This is a genomic window from Streptomyces sp. TLI_171 (assembly GCF_003610255.1).
In the GTDB taxonomy this organism is placed as follows: domain Bacteria; phylum Actinomycetota; class Actinomycetes; order Streptomycetales; family Streptomycetaceae; genus Kitasatospora.
This window is the reverse complement of the sequence record NZ_RAPS01000001.1, coordinates 4,797,854-4,815,154: the sequence shown is the minus strand read 5'-3', so window position 1 is coordinate 4,815,154 and position 17,301 is coordinate 4,797,854. Positions and strand designations below refer to the sequence as shown.

Here is a 17,301-nt window from a genome sequence, read left to right as displayed (position 1 = left end):
TCGGCACATGGCCGACTACCACGACGATCTCCGACTCGCCCACGTCCTCGCCGACTCGGCCGACTCGATCACCATGGAGCGCTTCAAGGCGCTGGACCTGAAGATCGAGACCAAGCCGGACCTCACCCCGGTCAGCGACGCCGACAAGGCCGCCGAGGAACTCGTCCGCTCGGTGCTGCAGCGCGCCCGGCCGCGTGACGCCGTGCTCGGCGAGGAGTACGGCCTGCAGGGCTCCGGCCCGCGCCGCTGGGTCATCGACCCGATCGACGGCACCAAGAACTACGTCCGCGGGGTGCCGGTCTGGGCCACCCTGATCGCCCTGCTGGAGGAGCAGCCCGACGGCGAGCACGTCCCCGTGGTCGGGATCGTCTCGGCGCCCGCGCTCGGGCGGCGCTGGTGGGCCGCCAAGGGGCTCGGCGCGTACGCCGGCCGCAGCCTCGCCAAGGCCCAGCGGATCCACGTCTCCAAGGTCTCCCGCCTCGCCGACGCCTCGCTCTCCTTCTCCTCGCTCGGCGGCTGGGAGGAGCGCGCCCGCCTCGACGCCTTCCTCGACCTCACCCGCACCTGCTGGCGCACCCGCGCCTTCGGCGACTTCTGGTCCTACATGATGGTCGCCGAGGGCGCCGTCGACATCGCCGCCGAACCCGAGCTCTCGCTCTGGGACATGGCAGCCCCCTGCATCGTCGTCCAGGAGGCGGGCGGCCGCTTCACCGGCCTCGACGGCATCGACGGCCCCTCCGGCGCGGACGCGGTCGCCACCAACGGGATCCTCCACGAGGCTGCGCTGCGCTCGCTGTCTGTCTGACGCCCCGTCGGCCGGGGCTTACGCCGACAGTTCCGCGTTCAGCGCGCCCAGCAGACGGCCGGCGCGTTCGGCGACCTCGGCGGGGCCGTACTCCGCGGCGCGCTTGCACCAGTTCTCCGCCTGGACGGCCTCGCCGCGGCGGAGGGCGAGCAGGGCGAGGCGCAGGGCGGCGCGGCCGTGGCCGGCGTCGGCGGCGCGGGTGTACCAGAGCATCGCCTCGGCCTCGCTGTCCTGACGGGCCAGCAGCAGGCCGAGGTTGAACGCGGCGCTGCGGCTGCCGCCCTCGGCCGCCCGGCGGTACCAGCTCTCGGCGATCTGCAGCGCGCCGCGCTCCGCCGCGCGGACGCCCATCCGGACCTGGGCGCGCCGGTGCCCGGCGTCGGCCGCGACGGCGTACCAGTGTTCGGCCTCGGAGTCGGCGTCGCCGCGCCGGTCGAGCAGCGAGGCGAGCCGGAACGCGCCCTCGGGCGAGCCGCCGTCGGCGGCCTGCCGGTAGCGGTCGAGGGCGCCGACCAGGTTGCCGCGCTGTTCCTGGACGACGGCGAGTTGCAGGGCGGCCTCGCCGTGGCCCTCGGCGGCGGCGCGGGCGTACCACTCCTGGGCCTGCCGGGTCTCGCCGCGGCCCGCGTGCAGCACGCCGAGGTTGAACGCGCCGTCGACGGAGCCCGCCTCGGCGGCCTTGGAGAACCACGGTTCGGCGCCGGACCGGTCGCCGCGCTGCAGCAGCATGACGGCGAGCGCGTTGCAGGCTTCGCGGTGGCCGGCGTACGCGGCGCGGCGGTACCACTGCTCGGCCTGGGTCTCGCGGCCGGCGCCGGCGCAGAGCAGGCCGAGGTTGAAGGCGCCGTTGTGGTCGCCGGCGTCGAGGGCGGCGCGGTACCAGCGTTCGGCGACGGTGTTCTCGCCGCGGCCGGCGTGCAGCGCGCCGAGCGCGTTGGCGGCGGTGCCGTCACCGGCCTCGGCGGCTTCCTGCCACCATTCGGCGGCGGCCGCCGGGTCGCCGGCGTCGCGGAGCAGGAAGCCGAGCGCGCAGGCGGCGCGGGCCTCGCCGTTCTGGGCGGACTGCCGGTACCAGCGGGCGGCCTCGTCGAGGTCGCCGCGGGCTTCGAGCAGCACGCCGAGGCGCAGCGCGGCGCGGGCGTGGCTGCGGGCGGCGGCGGTGCGGTACCAGGTCTCGGCGGTGTCCTTGTCGCCGGCGGCCTCGCGCATCCGGGCGAGCCGGTAGGCCGCCTCGCGGTGGCCGGAGTCGGCGGCGGCCTTGAACCAGCGTTCGGCGCGGACGTCGCGGCGGTGCTCCATCAGGTCGCCGAGGGCGTAGGCGCCGAGCGGGTGGCCGTGTTCGGCGGCGTAGTGCAGCCAGTACTCGGCGGCCTCCTCCTCGCCCTGGTCGCGCAGTTGCAGGCCGAGGGCGTGCGCGGCGGGGGCGGAGCCGGCCACGGCGGCCTGCCGCCACCACTGGGCGGCCTCGGTGCGGTGGCCCTGCTGGTGGAGCAGCACGCCGAGGTTGTTGGCGGCGGCGCGCAGGCCGGCGGCCGCCGCGGAGCGCAGGTACGGTTCGGCGTCGGCGAGGTCGCCGCGGCGCAGCAGCAGGGCGCCGAGCTGGCTGGCGGCGCCGGGGTCGCCGGCGTCGGCGGAGCCGCGGTGGCGGACTTCGAGGGCGGCCTGTTCGCGGGCGGCGAGGGCGGTTTCGAAGCTGTCGGCGCCGTCCGTGCCGTCCTCGGTGTCCAGCAGGTCCCCGGTGGAGGCCGCGGCGATGTGACCCGCGGTCAGGTGGACGAGCGCCTCGGGCCCGTAGCCGGTCACGTCGATGCCGCCGCCGGCGGTGGTGCGCTGGCCCGGCAGGGTGCCGGTGGACTGGTCGGTGGTGTGGACGCCGGTGTCGGTGTCCGTGGTGCTGCTCGCCGCCAGTCGTTCTCCCGTCCCGTTCTTGCCGATGAGTTTCATGCCGACTCCCGCTCCCCCCGAGTGTCGCGGCATTCGCCCCGGGCGGTCGGCCCGGGGTGGTCCCCCCTGGGGGCGCGCCGGATCGGACGGCCTGTCAAAGGCCGTGCCGCGTCCCCCTCGTGGTCCATCGTCGCATCACCCGCAAACCGCGTACACCTGCTCCGGCCGTTTTGGCGGAGCGGGGCCGAAGCCCGGCGAGATTGCTTCAGCGCTTTGTCGATTTCCCGACACTGAGCCCCACAAACCCCGGCCACGCATCGTACCGGAGTCGATCAACTCCGCGCGCCCGCAAGGGCGAAGGCCCGGAGGGGGATTTCCTCCGGGCCTTCCTTAAAAGGATGTTGACGGAGCCTCAGCTCACACTGAAGTCATCAGCCTGGTAAGCGCCCTGCGCGTACCAACCGTGGACCCAGACGGTCACCGAGGTGACCGAGGCGCCGGTGGTGAACTTGGTGGACAGCTTGGTCCACGCGCTCCCGCCCGGCGTCCAGGTCGAGCTGTCCGCACCGGAGCCGGTGACGCCGAGGTAGGTGTAGTTGCCCTTCACCCAGGCGGAGAGCGTGTAGGTGGTGTTCGGCTTCACCGTGATCACCTGCTGGCACTGCGCGGTGTCCCCGGCGCTGACGTTGCCCTGCAGCGCGTACGAGCCGGTGTGCCCGCCGCTGACCACCGATCCGAGTCCGCCGCCGCACGTCCACGGGCTGAGCGCCCCGGTCTCCAGGCCGGGGTTGACGACCGGGCCGCCGCCGGGGCCGGTCGGCGAGGAGGACGGGCTGGTGGACGGGCTGGTGGACGGGCTGCTGGAGGGCGAGGTCGACGGGGAGGTGCTGGTGGACGGCGAGGTCGACGGGGAGGCACTGGTCGACGGCGAGGTGCTGGCGGACGGCGACGGGCTCGGCGGGGCCGGGCAGTTGGCCGCCGAGCCGGCGGTGGCCGTCATCAGCGAGTTGAGCAGCACCGCGTTCGGGTCGTCGTAGAGCGAGAACACGAACGATCCGCCGAGTCCGTTGCAGTGCGCGTAGTCCATCTTGGCCTGGATCGACCTCGCGTTCTCACCGGACCAGAAGGTGGTGCCGTCGTAGAAGTACGAGGCCTGCGAGGCCGCGTCCCAGTACGTGTAGCTCGCGTTGTCGACCACGCCGAGCAGTTCCTTGTACATCCGCACGCCCGCGACGTTGCCGGAGTTCGGCGCGCCCGGGGCCGGCCCGCCGGCCGGTTGGAACAGGCCGTGGTTGGCGCCGGCCGCGACGCCCGTCCAGCCGCGGTAGTACAGCGGGACGCCCATGTTGAGCTTGTTCGCCGGGAACCCGCCGGGGATGCCGTACGAGGCGTCGCCGACCGTGTACGCCTTGACCGCCTCGTCGATGGAGTACTTGGCGTTGCCCGGCGGCACGTTGTTCATCGGGTCGTTCGGGTTCTGGTAGATCGGCGTCTGGTGGTTGGTCGGGCCCTGGGCCTCCCAACCGCCGTGCATGTCGTACGTCATCGGGTCCGCGAAGGTCAGGTACTGCCCGATCTTGTCGGTCTCGATGAACTTGATCTTGTCCTGGCCGGCCGGCAGCGCGGCGCTCAGCGCGTAGGTCTTGCCGTCCGCGGAGCCCTGGGTGTTGAGCTGGCTGCGGAACTCGGCGAGCAGCGCGGTGAAGTTCTGCTTGTCGTTCGGCGAGGAGTGGTTGCCGGTGTGGCCGCCGCCGCCCGGGTACTCCCAGTCGATGTCGAAGCCGTCGAAGATGCCCTTGCCGGTCCCCGCGCCGCCGTAGCCGCCCTGGGCGGGCAGGTTGCCCTTGATGAACATGTCGACGCAGGAGGACACGAACTTCTTCCGCGCGGCGTCCGAGGCGGCCACGTCGGAGAAGTACTTGGAGTACGTCCAACCGCCGATCGACAGCAGCACCTTGAGCTTCGGGTACTTGGCCTTCAGTTCCTGCAGCTGGTGGAAGTTGCCGGCGAGCGGCTGGTTCCAGGTGTCGGTGGAGTTGTCGACGCTCTGGCCGTTGGCGAAGGTCTTCGCGTAGTCGGCGTAGTAGTCGCCCGCGCCGTCGCCCGCGTTCGGGTTGTTCTCGTCCTGGGAGGCCGCCGAGTTGGCCTCGAAGCAGGTCAGGTTGGTCGGGTCGATGTTGGCGAAGTCGTAGAGCAGGTAGTCGAGCTTGCCTGCCATGCCGTTGGTGTCGACGTTCTTCAGGTAGTAGGCGTTCTGGTAGATCGACCACTGGTCGAAGTACGCGACCTTCATGCCGCCGCTGGTGGCGGGGGCGCCGGTGGTGTTGCCCGGTCCGGCGCTCGCGCTGGGGGCTCCCAGCAGCGACATCGCGCCGGCGAGCAGCGTGGCGGCCGCGGCCGTGACGGCCCAGGCCCTTCGGTTGTTCCGGTGCATGCGGATGTGCCCTCCTGTCACGTGGGGATGCAGGAACGCCGTCCGACACCCGGTCGGGGAGAGCGACAGACGGAAAGCAGAAAACGATCAACTCTCTTTGCTGGCATGCGAATTGCTACCCGATCAGGCGGGCAGTGGGGGCCGCCCGCCATGGGCATGACTCAGATTGGACTGGACCAGTGGGGGTGTCAATCGGCACAACACCCAAGGAATGGCAAAGGCCCGGAGGCTGATGCCTCCGGGCCTTTCGCTACTGAGTAGCGGGGACAGGATTTGAACCTGCGACCTCTGGGTTATGAGCCCAGCGAGCTACCGAGCTGCTCCACCCCGCGTCGGTGAAACCACTGTAGCACGATCGCGGGGTGGACCAACAAATCGGTTCTCGCAGCTCAGCCCGTGGGTGCGGGCGACGGCTGCCCGCCCGGCGAGGCGCTCGGCGCCGGCGAGGCGGTGGCGCCGCCGGGCTTCTGCTCCGCCGCCAGCGCCTCGTTCAGCGCCTTCTGCAGCGCCTGCTGGGCCTGGCCGTACGCCGCCCAGTCACCGTTCTTCAGCGCCGCCTGCCCGTCGTCGAACGCCTTCTGGGCGTCCGTCAGCGCCTTCTGCAGCGCCGGGTCGTCGGTCGGCGACGGCGTGGTCGGGGTGCCGGGCTGGGTCGGCGTGCCGGGGTTGGTCGGCTGGGCAGGCGCGGTCGGCGTGGTGGTGCCGTTGGCCGCCGTGCCGAGCACCTTGGCCAGCGCCTCGTCCAGGGTGTTCGCCAGCGCCACGTTGTGGTCGCCGTACACCGCCAGCACCTTCTTCAGTACCGGCACCTTCGCGCCGCGCGCCACCAGGTACACCGGCTCGACGTTGAGGATGCCGCCGCCGACCGGCAGGGTCAGCAGGTTGCCGTACACCAGGTCCGAGTCGGAGCCGTTGCGCAGCAGCGTCAACTGCTGGGCGACGTCGGAGTCGGAGTTGAACTTCGCCTGGGTCAGCGCCGGGCCGAGCGCGCCGGAGCCGGACGTCGTCCGCAGGATCCGCAGCTTCCCGTAGTCCGGGCCCGGGTCGGCGTCCACCGCCATGAACGCGGCCAGGTTCTTCCGCCCCGAGGGCACGAACGAGGTGGTCAGCGAGAAGCTGGCCCCCGTCGCGCCGGGCATCCGCACCGTCAGGTAGTACGGCGGCTGGACCTCGTGGGTGTTGATGGTCGGGTCCTCCGGCACCTCCCAGATGTCGGTGCCGTTGAAGAACGCCGTGGCGTCCGTCATGTGGTACTGCCCGAGCAGGTCGCGCTGCACCTTGAACAGGTCCTGCGGGTAGCGCAGGTGCGGCAGCAGCGTCGACGGGATGTCGGCCTTCGGCTGGACGGTGTCCGGGAACGCCTTCATCCAGGTCTTCAGCACCGGGTCGGTCTCGTCCCACTGGTAGAGCGTCACCTCGCCGGTGTACGCGTCCACGGTGGCCTTCACCGAGTTGCGGATGTAGTTGACCTTGTTGACCGCCGTCAGGGTGCGCCCGCGCTGGTCGGTCAGCGAGTCCTTGGTGGCGTCGCCGAGCACCGTCTTCGAGGAGAACGGGAACCCGTCCGAGGTGGTGTAGCCGTCCAGCACCCACACCAGCCGGCCGTTCTCCACCACCGGGTACGGGTCCGCGTCGATCGACAGCCACGGCGCGACCTTCTCCACCCGCTCCTTCGGGGTGCGGTCGTAGAGGATCCGCGCGCCGTCCTTGATCGCTCCCGAGTAGAGGATCTGCGGCTCGGCGAACTTCACCGCGTACGCGGCCCGGGTCAGCGGGTTGTCCAGCGAGACGCCGCTGGCGCCGCTGTACTGCGAGGTCTGGTCCGGCTGGCCGTCCCGGGTGTAGTCGATCTCGTCCAGGCCCGGCCCGACGATCGAGTACATGGTCGACTTCTCGCCGTAGTACACCCGCTGCTCGTAGTCGCCCAGCGAGCCCTCGGTCGGCAGCGCCTGCTCGGTGTAGACCGGGTTGCCGTTCGAGTCCACCTGGTTGCCCTTGGCGGCGACCACGCCGTACCCGTGGGTGTACTTGAAGTGGTCGTTGATGAAGTTGTGCTGCTGAACGCCCGTCAGGTCCAGCTCGCGCACGCCCAGCACGGTGTCCTGGTTGCCGTACCGGTCCACGTCCAGCGTCTTGGGGAACGCGTAGTACTGGCGCAGCGCCTGGTTCTGCTGGAAGGTCGGCGACACCACGTTCGGGTCCAGCAGCCGGATGTCGGCGATGGTCTGCGCGTCCTGCTTCAGCTTGTCCGCGTCCGTGGAGTCGGTCGGCGTGTACTGCTGCACGTCGCTGTCCGCGATGCCGTACGCCTGCCTGGTCGCGTCGATGTTCTTCTGGATGTACGCGGTCTCCTTGGCCTGCTCGTTCGGCTTGACCTGGAACTGCTGCACGATCGCCGGGTACAGCCCGCCGATCAGCACCGCCGACAGCGCCATCAGGCCGAAGCCGATCAGCGCGGGCGCCCAGGTCCGCCGGATCGGCGTCAGGAAGAACAGCAGCGCGCAGATGATCGCCACGAAGAACAGGATCGTCTTGGCCGGCAGGAACGCGTTCGCGTCCACGTACCGCAGGCCGGTCCAGCCCTCGACCCCCTTGTACGCCTCGCTCTTCACCGCGAGCGCGTACCGGTCCAGCCAGTACGCCACCGCCTTCAGCAGCACGAACACGCCCAGCAGCACGGCCAGATGACCCTGGGCCCCGGCGCTCGCCCGCCGACCCGGCCCCTGCAGCCGCAGGCCGCCGTACAGGTAGTGCACGGCCGTCGCCGCGACCAGCGAGACGATCACCGCGCTGAACGCGAAGCCCAGCAGGAACTCGTACCAGGGCAGCTTGAACGCGTAGTACGAGACGTCCTTGTGGAACTGGCTGTCCTTCACCCCGAACGAGGTGCCGTTCACCCACAGCATCCACGTCCGCCACTGCGCGCCCGCCGCGGCCCCGGCCACCAGGCCGACCACCAGCGACAGCCCGATCAGCAGCCACTTGCGGAACGGCGCCACGCCCATCCGGTAGCGGTCCAGGCTCTGCTGCTCCACCGACATCGCCGCCAGCGGCGGCCGCAGCCGGTACGCCAGCCACAGGTTGAACCCGACCACCAGCGCCATCAGCAGGCCGAACACCGCCGCCAGCCCGAGCTTCGCGCTCAACTGCGAGGTGAACACCGAGCCGTACTTCATCGACCTGAACCACAGCCAGTCGGTCCACAGGCCGGAGAACATGACGAACAGCAGGAACAGCACGGCCAGCACGCCGACCGTCAGCAGCAGCACCTTCGACCGGCGCGACGGCGGCCCGACTCTCGCTCGGAAACCCGGACCGGAACGGTCCGGCATCTGGAAGGTCAAGGCGCCACCTCAGCTGTCGTCGTGAATGCGGGTACGGTGCCGCGCCGTTGGGACGGGCGGCGGTCTCCAGTGCAACTTAATCAGTCTTTACCGGAGTTCCCGGACGATGCGTCGGAGTTGGAGACGGCCCCCTCGGACATGTGAGGATGGGCCCATGTCCGACTCCCCTGACCTGACCGCCGCCGCCTCCGGCCTGCCCGCGGCGACCCCGCTCACCCGGGCCGCGCTGGAGATCGACGAGCACGTCGCCACGCTCGGCTGGGACCTTCCCGCCCGCCTGTTCGCCCTGGTCGACAACGCCCAGATGCGCAAGGCCAACCCGCGACTCGCCTCGCAGCTCGGCCTGGACGACAACCCGACCGGCCTCACCCCGGTCGAGCAGGAGGAGATCCCGCCGGGCACCGAACTCGACCGCTTCCTCGGCACCATCGCCTGGCCGGACGGCGTCGTCGGCTGCGCCCTGGTGGTCGAGCGCCTGATGCTCCCGCCCGCCGCGGAGGCCTCCCGGCCGAAGAACGCGACCGAGAAGGAGATCAACGACTGGGTCGCGACCCACCCGCAGCGCCAGGAGGTCCGCATCACCGCCGCCGTGCTGCGGGACGGCGGCAAGGAGGTCGCGCTGCGCCTGCGCGAGAAGGACGTCGCCCGCGAGGTCCTCACCGGCCCGGACCTGGTCCCCAACCTGACCTCCGCACTGCTGGCCACCTTCGCCTGAACGGAAGGGCACCGCCGGGGTGCGGTCCCCGGCGGTGCCCTCGCGCGCGCGTGCCCGGCTCAGCCGCAGTGCGGGAGCGCCGCCCTGTCGCCGTCGCGGATGGCGTCCAGCGCCTTGACCGCGCCGGCGAGGTCGTCGACCTTGACCAGGGTGAGGCCGGACGGGGTGCCGCGGGTGGCTTCGGCGCAGTTGTCGGCGGGGGTGAAGAAGTACTCGGCGCCCTTGTCGCGGGCGGCGATCAGCTTCATCTGGATGCCGCCGATCGGGCCGACGGTGCCGTCGTCGTCGATGGTGCCGGTGCCGGCCACGAACTTGCCGCCGGTGAGGTCGGTGGGGGTGAGCTTGTCGACGATGCCGAGGGCGAACATCAGGCCGGCGCTGGGGCCGCCGACGTCCTGCAGGCCGATGTCGATCTTGAACGGGTAGACGTGGTCCACGCCGGGCGTGATGCCGACGATCGCCCGGTCCTCGTCCGGCGCCTTCGCGGTGGTGATCGGGACCTCCACCTGGTCCGCCGGGTTCGGCGTGGGGCTGGCCTTGGCGTGCGGGACCACCGTGAAGACCACGGTCTCGCCGGGCTTGTGCTTCATGACCTGCTCGGCGACCTGGGCCCGGGTGGTGATGACCACGCCGTCGACGGCCACGATCTGGTCGCCGGCGTGCAGCTTGCCCTCGGAGGGTCCGCCGGAGGTCACCGAGGAGACGATGATCTCGGTGCCGACCGGGATGTCCAGCTGCTTGAGGGCGGCGGTCTTCGCGCTGTCCTCGGAGGAGGCGAACTCCTCGGCGTTCTGCTGCTGGGCCTCCTGGTCGGTCTGGCCCTGCGGGTACACGTTGTCGTGCGGGACCACCAGCACGTCGCCCCGGATCCAGCCGACGATCGCCGAGACCAGGCTGGGCTGGTAGTTCGCCCCGGTGACCTGGACGGTGGTCATGTTGAGGTGCCCGCTGGTCGGGTAGGTCTCGCGCCCGGTGATGGTGATGACGGGCTCGCCGGTCTTGTCCTGCGTGCCGAGGGTGTTGTACGTCGGCCCGGGGCTCATCTCGGTGAACGGGACCTTCATCAGGACCGAGGCACAGAGCAGGCCTATCAGCAGCAGGGTGGCGGCGAGCATCGTCGCCGATCGGCGTGGCATGCCACGACAGTACGGGAAGTGCGGGTCGGGGTGTACTGCCGGTCCGCCCGCCGCACGGCCGATCGGGGACGTGTCGTCACTGCTCGCCGGAGGTGCTGCGTTCCATCGCCGCGCGGAACCGCTCGTGCTCGGCCAGCGAGCTGGGATCGGTCATGGACCGGGGCGGTCGGGCCGCCCACCCCGCCCAGACCATGGCCAGCAGTCCGGCCACCACAGGAATGATCAACCAGGCGAGCGCAGCCATTTTCGAACTCCCCACAGGCTCGTCATGTGTATCAGCAGATTAACCGCCTGTAGGGGGAACGGCGCGGGCGGCATCCGGGTTACGGGACCGGGGCACGGCTCACCGCAACGAGGTACCGCCGAACGGGCAACGAGCGCGGTCCGGGGCCGGACACGGGCGGCTCAGCAGGAGCCCGCGCCGACCCACTCCTCCTCGCCGTCGGTGAAGATCTGGTGCTTCCAGATCGGCACCTCGTGCTTGAGTTCGTCGATCAGCCGGCGCGCGGCCGCGAACGCCTCACCGCGGTGCGGGCAGGACACCGCGACGATCACCGCGGCGTCGCCGATCTCCAGCCGGCCGGTGCGGTGCACCGCGGCGAGCGCGCGGACCGGGAAGTCGGCGCAGATCTTCTCGGCGATCCGGCGCAGCTCCCGCTCCGCGGTCGGGTGGGCGCTGTACTCCAGCGCGGCGACCGGCTTGCCGCCGTCGTGGTCGCGCACGGTGCCGACGAACAGGGTGGTGCCGCCCGCCGCGTCGTCGCCGACCGCGGCGTGGACCTCGTCCAGCGAGAGCGGGGTCTCGCGGACGGCGAGCAGGCGGATCGGGTCGTGGTTCTCGGACATGGCCACCATCATTCCGCATTCTCGTCGACGGACCGCAAGAACTTTCGTATCACGATGCGGTAATTCCATCATGTGAAATTCGTCTGATCAGATCCGGCGGTGCCTGCGGGCCCGCCGGACGAGCGCGGCGGTGCCGATCAGCGCGACCGTGGCACCGGCCGCCCCCAGGCTGGTGGCGGCCTCCTTGCCGCCCAGCCGCCGGCCGGCCACCGCGTGCTTGCCGGAGACCTGGGCGAGCAGCTCGGCCAGCACCTCCTCGTTGGTGTGCCGCGGCCGCCAGCCCGCCTCGTGCAGCCGGCTGCCGGAGACCACCCACGGGTACATGGTGTACGCCAGGTCCCCGGCCGGGGCCGGGGTCAGGCCGAGGCGGTGCAGCCGCGCCGCGGTGCCGAGCGCCAGCGAGGCGGGCAGTTCCATCCGGCGGATGCCCGACAGCTCCTCCACGTCCTCCTGTTCCAGCCAGCCGTCGCAGCCGACCGTCACCTCGCCCTCGACCAGGCCGAGCGCCGCGTACTCCAGCGCGGACGCCAGGTCGTCCAGGTGGCAGAACTGCCAGCACGGGCGGGAGCCGGCCACCACCAGCAGGCGCGGGGCCTCGAAGTGCCGGGTCAGCACGGTGTCCACGCCGGGGCCGACCACCACGGCCGGGCGCAGCACGGTGATCTGCAGACCGGGGTGGGCGCGCGGGGCGCGGCGGGCCAGCCGCTCGATCTCCAGCAGGTCGCCGACCAGCGAGGCCTCCTCGGTGGCCCGCAGGTCGGAGTCCTCGGCGAGCGGCACCTCGTTGTCGGGCAGCGCGCCGTAGACCATCGCGGAGGTGCACAGCACCACCCGGTGCACCCCGGCGGCCGCGGCGGCGGTCACCACGGTCTGCGCGCCGCGCACGTTGTACGCGCTGCGGGCGCGCGGGTCCGACTCCATGCCGAGGTCCATCGCCAGGTGGACCACCACGTCGACCCCGGCCAGCCGCTCGGCCACCGCCGGATCGCGCACGTCCAGCACCCGCCACTGCACGCCGGGAACCTCGCCGCGGCGGTCGTCCACCGCCAGGACCCGGCGTACGTGCGGGGACGCCACCAGGCGCTCGGCGACCCGCTCGCCGAGCACGCCGGCCGCGCCGGTGACGGCCACGGTCAGCGGCTTGCCGCCGTAGGCTGGAGTCGGCGAACCGGCGTCGGCCGGCCCGTCCTCGCCCACGGTCAGCCCAGAGCGAACGTCCGAAGGCGGGGAACTCACCGGCCATCCTCCACGGTTAGCTTATGTGCGTACGTACGAGTGTCACGCACTGTCCATCCTGCCCGAGGCTCGGCCCAAGCGGTGCACCCGGCGCGGTCGGCCGCGAGACCATTGAAACCGCCCGGAGCCCCCGGGCGGCAGACTTTCCCGCCACACCACCCGCGTGACGGCCGATCAGATCGAGGACCCCGTGAGCGACCTCCCCTTCGGATTCGGCGTTCCCCCCGAGGAGCCCGAGGACGGCAAGAACAAGGGCAAGAAGGACGGCGAGCAGGGCGACTCGACCCCGCAGCAGCCGTTCGGCTTCGGCACCGGCAACCCCTTCGGGGCGCTGTTCGGCATGGGCGGCCCGGGCGGGCAGGGCGGGGACAACCCGTTCGCCGCGATGATGGGCGGCTTCAACCCCAACGACCTCGGCGCGGCCTTCCAGCAGCTCGGGCAGATGCTCTCGTTCGAGGGCGGCCCGGTGAACTGGGAGCTGGCCAAGAACATCGCCCGGCAGACCGTGGTCGCCGAGCAGCCGGAGGGGAAGAGCAAGGACCGCTCGGTCGGCGAGGCCGAGCGAACCGCCGTGATCGAGGCCGTCCGGCTGGCCGACCTGTGGCTGGACTCGGCGACCGAGTTCCCGTCCACCTCCTCCGCGGCGGTGGCGTGGAGCCGCGCCGAGTGGATCGAGGCCACCCTCCCGGTGTGGAAGGACCTGGTCGACCCGGTCGCCGAGCGGGTCGGCAACGCGATGGGCGGGGTGCTGCCCGCCGAGATGCAGGCGATGGCCGGTCCGCTGATGGGCATGATGCGCTCGATGGGCGGCGCCATGTTCGGCACCCAGATCGGGCAGGCGCTCGGCGCGCTGGCCGCCGAGGTGGTCGGCTCCACCGACGTCGGACTGCCGCTCGCCCCCGCCGGCAAGGCCGCGCTGCTGCCGCAGAACATCGCCGAGTTCGGCGAGGGCCTGAGCGTGCCCGCCGAGGAGGTCCGGCTCTACCTGGCCCTGCGCGAGGCCGCCCACCAGCGCCTGTTCGCGCACGTGCCGTGGCTCCGGGCGCACCTGTTCGGCGCCGTCGAGGCGTACGCCCGCGGCATCAAGGTCGACACCTCGCGGATGGAGGAGCTGGTCGGCCAGCTCGACCCCGCCAACCCCGAGGCACTGCAGGAGGCGCTGGCCGGCGGTCTGCTCCAGCCCGAGGACACCCCCGAGCAGAAGGCCGCGCTGGCCCGCCTGGAGACCGCGCTCGCCCTGGTCGAGGGCTGGGTCGACGCCGTCGTGCACGCCGCCGCCGCACCGCACCTGCCGCAGGCCGCCGCGCTGCGCGAGACCCTGCGCCGCCGCCGCGCCAGCGGCGGCCCCGCCGAGCAGACCTTCGCCACCCTGGTCGGCCTGGAGCTGCGCCCGCGCCGCCTGCGCGACGCCTCCCGGCTGTGGGCCTCGCTCGCCGACGCCCGCGGCATCGAGGGCCGCGACGCGCTGTGGAGCCACCCCGACATGCTGCCGACCGCCGCCGACCTGGACGACCCGGACGGCTTCGTGCACCGCGACACCGGCGCCGCGGCCGAGGGCGGCTTCGACTTCGACGCGCTCGACAAGCTGCTCGGCGAGGCCGCGGGCGGGTCCACCGCCTCCGGGTCCACCGCCTCCGGGTCGGCCGGGGCGTCCGGGAAGGCCGACCTGACCAAGGGGCGGAGGAGGATGCGGCTCCCGAGGACGCCGAGGGTTCCGAGCGGCCCGAAGGCAGTTCCGAGGGCTCCGAGGGCAAGGGCTCCGAGGGCGACGGCTCCGGCGAGGAGGGCACCGCCAAGTGACCGCGCTGCACGCCGACGCCGTCCGCGCCCTGACCGACTGGACGCCCGACGAGGCCGCCCAGGACGGGCTGCGGCGGGACTACCTCGCGCATCTCGCCGCCAACACCGAAGGCATGTGGCGGGCCTGCGTGCCCGGCCACATCACCGCCAGCGCGCTGGTGGTCGACCCGGCCGCCGGGCGGGTGCTGCTCACCCTGCACCCCAAGGTCGGGATGTGGCTGCAGATGGGCGGTCACTGCGAACCCGGCGACGCCACGCTGGCCGACGCGGCGCTGCGCGAGGCGGTCGAGGAGTCCGGCATCGAGGAGCTCGAACTGCTGGCCGTCGACGGCCGGGTGGCGCCGGTGAAGCTGGACCGCCACCAGGTGCGCTGCGCGGGCAAGGACCAGCCGGAGAACACCCACCTGGACGTGCAGTACGTGGCCGTGGCCCCCGCCGGGGCGCGTGAGCTGATCAGCGAGGAGTCGCTGGACCTGCGCTGGTTCGACTGGGACGAGCTGCCCGCCGACGCCGACCGCTCGGTGCGCGAGCTGGTGGCGCTGGCCCGCGCCCTGGTCTGACCCGGACCCCCCGGGCCGCTGGTGCCCGAATGCCGTGGAACCCCTGGAGCCCTGCCGGGCTCCGGGGGTTCTTCCGTCGGCCGGTCGGCCGGTCGTCGGCCGGTGGGTCCGTCGGCTGGCCGTCAGGTGTTCCGTGCGCCCGGGACGTGCGGCAGCCGGGCGGCGGAGGCGACGCCCTCCAGGAAGCCGCGGGCGCGTTCGGTGCGCGGATAGGCGTCCAGCAGGGCCCAGAAACGGGGGCCGTGGTCGGGCACCAGCAGGTGCGCCAGCTCGTGCAGCAGCACGTAGTCCACCACCCACTCGGGCATGCCCTGGAGCCGGTGGGAGAGCCGGATGGTGCGCTCGGCGGGGGTGCAGGAGCCCCAACGGGAGTTCTGGTTGGTCACCCAGCGGACCTGCTCCGGCTCCGCCCGGCCGTCCAGGTACAGCCGGGACAGCTCGAGCGCCCGGGCCTGCAGGGCCTCGTCGCCCAGCATCCGGCGGCTCTCCTGCGCAGCCAGTTTGTCGAGCATCTGCGCCACCCAGCGCTGCTCCTCGGCGTGCGACATCCGGGCCGGGATCAGCACCACGGTGCGGTCGCCCTCGCGGTACGCGGAGACCGTGCGACTGCGGCGGGCACTGCGGCGGACCTCGACCTTGCTGCGGTCGATGCCGCGCTCGGGAAGGGGCTCACGGCCGGTCTCGGTGCGGGCGAGGGCACCTGGCGCCGCGGCCATCGGCCCGGAGGCTGCCCGGGCACGCCGACGCGACGCCGACCGATGGGAGTCGGGTTCGGCTGCCATGGAACAGGACGTTACCCCGTCTCCGTGACAGAAGTCCGGTACCGGGACGGCGCGGCCCGCGGGACCACCCGGCTGCGTTATCCACAGGCTGTGCACAGTGATGACCGGATAGTCGCACCGGGCCTGTGGACAGCGGATTTCCGCGGTCCGGGACGGGCGGGCAAGCTGCGGTCACCAGCGATCCCGAGGGCGGGATCCCGAACCGTGGAGGAGCCCGCATGCGCCCCGTGAACAACCCCGTGAACCCGTCGCCGAGCCACTCCGCGAACCCGTCGGCGGACCGGTCCTCGGACCGCTCGGCGGACCGCTCGGCACCGCGCTCGGCCGGCCGCTCGGAAGGCCGCTCGGACGAGCAGGCGACCGGCGCGATCGTCGTCAGGCCCGCGATCAAGCCGGGCCTGGCCCGGCTGTGGCGGGAGAGGCAGACCCTGCAGTTCGGAACCGTCCGCCGGCACGCCCGGGTGATCGAGGGCGTCGACCGCAACCTGGCCGACTTCCTGACGCTGATCGACGGCAGCAGGGACGGCCCCGGGGTGGTCGACGCCGGAAAGCGGCTCGGCCTCACCCCCGAGTACTGCCTGGCGGTGCTCGACTCGCTGGCCCGCAGCGAACTGCTCGACGACGCCCAGGCCGTGCGGGACGTGTTGGAGCTGTACCCATCCGCCCGGCGCGAGCTGCTCGCCCCCGACCTGGCCTCGCTCTCCCTGGTGCACCCCGGGCCCGGGGAGGCCGCGGCCGTGCTGCACGGCCGGGCCAGGGCCCGGGTCGAGGTGCGCGGGGCCGGCCGGATCGGGGCGGCCGTCGGCGCCGCGCTGGCCGCCGGCGGGATCGGCGAGGTCGCGGTGCTCGACCGCGGCCGGGTCACCGCCCGGGACTGCGCGCCGGGCGGCCTGCCCACCGGAGACATCGGCCGGCTGCGCGGCACCGCCGCCCGCGAGCTGGTGCACCGCGTCACGGGCGCCCCGGTCGGCGAGCGGTACCGGCGGCCGCCCGCCGCTCCACCGCCGCCCACCCTGGTGGTGCTCGCCCCGCGCGACGGCTCCGCCGCGTACACCGGCGCCGCCGTCGACGCCCAGGAGCTGATGCGCGCCGGCATCCCGCACCTGTACACCGGGGTGCTCGAACACCTGGGCGTGGTCGGTCCGTTGGTCGTCCCCGGGGCCTCCGCGTGCGGCAGCTGCGCCACCCTCGCCCGGCGCGACGAGGACGAGGCCTGGCCCCGGCTGCTGGCCCAGCTGATCGACGAGGGCCCCGGCCGGGCCCGCGTCCCGGCCTGCGACAGCGCGGTGGCCACGTCGATCGCCGGGCTCGCCGCGCTGCACGTCCAGCTCTACCTGGACGGGGTGCTGCCGCCGAGCGTGGACGGCTGGTGCGAACTGTCCGCGGCCGACGGCATGGTGCGGCGGCTGCGACTGCGCAGCCATCCCGATTGCGGTTGTCTCTGGCAGTCCGTCACACCCGGGCCAGCGGGCACAATGGCCTAGAACGGGCCCGCGGGCCCGTCCGGCGAGACCCGCACCCGGTACGACCGTCGCCCCGCCGCCGCTCCAGGGGAGTACGGGAGTACTGGCGGGGAGGGTTCGCCGAGCGGCCCGCGGGGAGCACCGCAGTACCACCGCCGGCGGGGCGCCGGTCGGTCCGGCTGAACAGGAGGTCCGGGTGAGCGATCTACCGCGCAAGGCAGTGCCCGACCCGGCGCGACCGGTCGCCCGGACGAGCGGGCCCGCCCGCACCGGGGCCGTCCGGACGACCGGGGCCG

At 72.7% G+C, this 17,301-nt stretch carries 12 protein-coding genes, 1 tRNA gene and 1 pseudogene; 5 read left to right on the top strand and 9 right to left on the bottom strand.

What is annotated here, in order from left to right:
- Positions 1 to 7: 7 nt before the first annotated feature.
- On the top strand, positions 8 to 805 hold the full coding sequence (hisN, locus tag BX266_RS21990; RefSeq protein ID WP_099902367.1) for a histidinol-phosphatase: 798 nt from the start codon (positions 8 to 10) through the stop codon (positions 803 to 805).
- A gap of 18 nt (positions 806 to 823) precedes the next feature.
- On the opposite strand, the gene BX266_RS21985 is transcribed toward hisN, so the two are convergent.
- The 4 genes from BX266_RS21985 to BX266_RS21970 form a co-directional block, all read right to left on the bottom strand.
- Positions 824 to 2,749 carry a tetratricopeptide repeat protein gene (locus tag BX266_RS21985; protein WP_099902366.1) on the bottom strand — a complete coding sequence of 642 codons (1,926 nt, stop codon included), beginning with the start codon at positions 2,747 to 2,749 and terminating at the stop codon, positions 824 to 826.
- A gap of 352 nt (positions 2,750 to 3,101) precedes the next feature.
- On the bottom strand, positions 3,102 to 5,123 hold the full coding sequence (locus tag BX266_RS21980; protein WP_099902364.1) for a glycosyl hydrolase family 18 protein: 2,022 nt from the start codon (positions 5,121 to 5,123) through the stop codon (positions 3,102 to 3,104).
- Between the two features lie 258 nt (positions 5,124 to 5,381).
- Positions 5,382 to 5,455: transfer RNA gene (locus tag BX266_RS21975), tRNA-Met, on the bottom strand.
- Between the two features lie 57 nt (positions 5,456 to 5,512).
- Positions 5,513 to 8,455 (bottom strand): UPF0182 family protein, encoded by a 2,943-nt coding sequence (locus BX266_RS21970; RefSeq protein ID WP_099908152.1) that lies wholly within the window; start codon positions 8,453 to 8,455, stop codon positions 5,513 to 5,515.
- 166 nt (positions 8,456 to 8,621) lie between these two features.
- On the opposite strand from BX266_RS21970, the gene BX266_RS21965 reads away from it, so the two are divergent.
- On the top strand, positions 8,622 to 9,182 hold the full coding sequence (locus BX266_RS21965; protein ID WP_099902363.1) for a PPA1309 family protein: 561 nt from the start codon (positions 8,622 to 8,624) through the stop codon (positions 9,180 to 9,182).
- 59 nt (positions 9,183 to 9,241) lie between these two features.
- Here the strand turns inward: BX266_RS21965 and BX266_RS21960 are convergent, their stop codons facing one another.
- From BX266_RS21960 to BX266_RS21950, 4 genes are all read right to left on the bottom strand, one after another.
- On the bottom strand, positions 9,242 to 10,318 hold the full coding sequence (locus BX266_RS21960) for a PDZ domain-containing protein (RefSeq protein ID WP_099902361.1): 1,077 nt from the start codon (positions 10,316 to 10,318) through the stop codon (positions 9,242 to 9,244).
- A gap of 76 nt (positions 10,319 to 10,394) precedes the next feature.
- Positions 10,395 to 10,562, bottom strand: coding sequence for a hypothetical protein (locus BX266_RS38775; protein ID WP_180290567.1), 168 nt, complete (start codon positions 10,560 to 10,562; stop codon positions 10,395 to 10,397).
- A 161-nt stretch (positions 10,563 to 10,723) separates the two neighbouring features.
- Complete coding sequence (locus tag BX266_RS21955) at positions 10,724 to 11,164, bottom strand: molybdenum cofactor biosynthesis protein MoaE (RefSeq protein WP_259464796.1); 441 nt, start codon at positions 11,162 to 11,164, stop codon at positions 10,724 to 10,726.
- An 87-nt stretch (positions 11,165 to 11,251) separates the two neighbouring features.
- Complete coding sequence (locus BX266_RS21950) at positions 11,252 to 12,400, bottom strand: NAD-dependent epimerase/dehydratase family protein (RefSeq protein WP_399170183.1); 1,149 nt, start codon at positions 12,398 to 12,400, stop codon at positions 11,252 to 11,254.
- Between the two features lie 190 nt (positions 12,401 to 12,590).
- On the opposite strand from BX266_RS21950, the pseudogene BX266_RS21945 reads away from it, so the two are divergent.
- Together BX266_RS21945 and BX266_RS21940 are read left to right on the top strand one after the other, a co-directional pair.
- A pseudogene (locus tag BX266_RS21945) lies at positions 12,591 to 14,075 on the top strand (zinc-dependent metalloprotease); the annotation flags it as partial.
- 121 nt (positions 14,076 to 14,196) lie between these two features.
- Positions 14,197 to 14,760 carry an NUDIX hydrolase gene (locus BX266_RS21940; protein ID WP_180290566.1) on the top strand — a complete coding sequence of 188 codons (564 nt, stop codon included), beginning with the start codon at positions 14,197 to 14,199 and terminating at the stop codon, positions 14,758 to 14,760.
- Between the two features lie 122 nt (positions 14,761 to 14,882).
- Here BX266_RS21940 and BX266_RS21935 read toward each other — a convergent pair whose 3' ends face one another.
- Positions 14,883 to 15,476: a M48 family metallopeptidase gene (locus tag BX266_RS21935; RefSeq protein ID WP_259464795.1), complete on the bottom strand. Its 594-nt coding sequence runs from the start codon at positions 15,474 to 15,476 to the stop codon at positions 14,883 to 14,885.
- A gap of 284 nt (positions 15,477 to 15,760) precedes the next feature.
- Between BX266_RS21935 and BX266_RS21930 the strand changes: the two genes are divergently transcribed.
- Complete coding sequence (locus BX266_RS21930) at positions 15,761 to 17,026, top strand: hypothetical protein (RefSeq protein ID WP_099902352.1); 1,266 nt, start codon at positions 15,761 to 15,763, stop codon at positions 17,024 to 17,026.
- The last annotated feature ends 275 nt before the right edge of the window (positions 17,027 to 17,301 follow it).

Coding starts and splice junctions, on each gene's coding strand:
- BX266_RS21980 (WP_099902364.1), bottom strand. CDS start 5,123: ATGCACCGGAACAACCGAAGGGCCTGGGCCGTCACGGCCGCGGCCGCC.
- BX266_RS21930 (WP_099902352.1), top strand. CDS start 15,761: ATGCGCCCCGTGAACAACCCCGTGAACCCGTCGCCGAGCCACTCCGCG.
- BX266_RS21985 (WP_099902366.1), bottom strand. CDS start 2,749: ATGAAACTCATCGGCAAGAACGGGACGGGAGAACGACTGGCGGCGAGC.
- BX266_RS21935 (WP_259464795.1), bottom strand. CDS start 15,476: ATGGCCGCGGCGCCAGGTGCCCTCGCCCGCACCGAGACCGGCCGTGAG.
- BX266_RS21960 (WP_099902361.1), bottom strand. CDS start 10,318: ATGCCACGCCGATCGGCGACGATGCTCGCCGCCACCCTGCTGCTGATA.
- BX266_RS21965 (WP_099902363.1), top strand. CDS start 8,622: ATGTCCGACTCCCCTGACCTGACCGCCGCCGCCTCCGGCCTGCCCGCG.
- BX266_RS38775 (WP_180290567.1), bottom strand. CDS start 10,562: ATGGCTGCGCTCGCCTGGTTGATCATTCCTGTGGTGGCCGGACTGCTG.
- BX266_RS21955 (WP_259464796.1), bottom strand. CDS start 11,164: ATGTCCGAGAACCACGACCCGATCCGCCTGCTCGCCGTCCGCGAGACC.
- hisN (WP_099902367.1), top strand. CDS start 8: ATGGCCGACTACCACGACGATCTCCGACTCGCCCACGTCCTCGCCGAC.
- BX266_RS21970 (WP_099908152.1), bottom strand. CDS start 8,455: ATGCCGGACCGTTCCGGTCCGGGTTTCCGAGCGAGAGTCGGGCCGCCG.